The organism is Pseudomonas sp. TJI-51, from assembly GCF_000190455.2.
Lineage (GTDB): Bacteria > Pseudomonadota > Gammaproteobacteria > Pseudomonadales > Pseudomonadaceae > Aquipseudomonas > Aquipseudomonas juntendi.
Genome location: NZ_AEWE02000125.1, coordinates 4,091 through 5,344 on the forward strand (window position 1 = coordinate 4,091; position 1,254 = coordinate 5,344).

Consider the following 1,254-nt stretch of genomic DNA (forward strand, 5'->3'; position numbering starts at 1 on the left):
GCGGATATCGGCCAGCGACGAGCCGGCGTGGGGTTCGGTCAGGGCCATGGTGCCGAAGAAGCGCCCGTCGATCATCGGCTGCAGGAACAGGCGCTTCTGCTCCTGGGTGCCGAAGCTTTCGATCAGGTTGGCCGCGCCCATGGTCAGGAACGGGTAGGCTGTGGTGCCGGCGTTGGCGGCCTGGAAGTGCGCGAAGCACGCTTGCGAGACCAGGCTGGGCAGTTGCATACCACCTGCGTCGTAGTCGCGGTTGGCGTTGAGGAAACCGGCCTCCAGGAACGCGTCGACGGCGGGTTTCACCTCGGGGATCAGCTCGGCGCGGCCGTTGACGTAGCGCGGCTCGTTTTCATCGGCTTTGCGGTTGTGCGGGGCGAAGAACTTCTCGGCGATGGTGCGCGCGGTGGTCAGCGCGGCGTCGAAGGTTTCGCGGCTGTGTTCGGCGAAGCGTGGGCGCTGGGTGAGGGCTTCGGCGTCGAGGACTTCGTAGAGTTCGAAGGCGAGGTTGCGGGGGCTGAGCAGGGTCTCGGGCATGGGGGCGGTCCTTGAGCGGGCTTGAGGCGAGTCTAGGATCGGCCGAATAAGACTGGCTACCATGATCGATTCAGATGATGTTCAGTCACAGATCCTCGTATTTGGAGCGTCGGATGTTGATTGACGGGGAAGGGGCGGGGTTGAGTGAGCGTCAACGGAACCAGATGCTCGCAGCAAGCATTCCAGCACCTGTGAGATCAAAAGGCATGCAGCTATCAGTCTTGGTACCTACGTGCGTCGCAGAAATTTCCTACGTCCAAAGTGATCTCTGGACTGGTGTGGCATTAGCCGCAAACTTCGTAACCTCCCGAGGGGATGAGGGACGTTTTTTTGCGAGCGACGGGAAAGACCACGCCAATACCCGTAGGGTTTTAAGTCAGCGGTGGGTACCGTTGAGCGAAAATGAGCGAAGTTTCGCCAGGCTGTAGGTATCTGGTGGCTTTGGCGTAACTCTGAGTCGCGCATCTTGGAAAGATAGTGTGGCACCTGCTCGGTCACGGATGCCCGCTTTGTTCGCCGCAGCAGCTTCGGCGCCTGTAAGACCGAGCGCCGCCCGCGNNGCGCGGGCGGCGCTCGATCTCACAGGCGCTGAAAATGTTCCTGCGTTTGTTTCGGGCCAATCATTCCTGTGGGATTTGCGCGCGAACGCTTTGGCGCATGGCTTGATATTGTGTCGTATGAACAAGGCGGTCGCGCACGCCTGTCACAGGCCTCACTGGCCCG

General features: G+C 61.1%; 1 protein-coding gene. It reads right to left on the reverse strand.

Features of this window, described 5'->3' with window-relative positions:
• A partial coding sequence (locus tag G1E_RS29840; protein WP_047150142.1) for an acyl-CoA dehydrogenase family protein occupies positions 1 to 531 on the reverse strand: 531 nt, incomplete at its 3' end.
• Positions 532 to 1,254 lie beyond the last annotated feature (723 nt).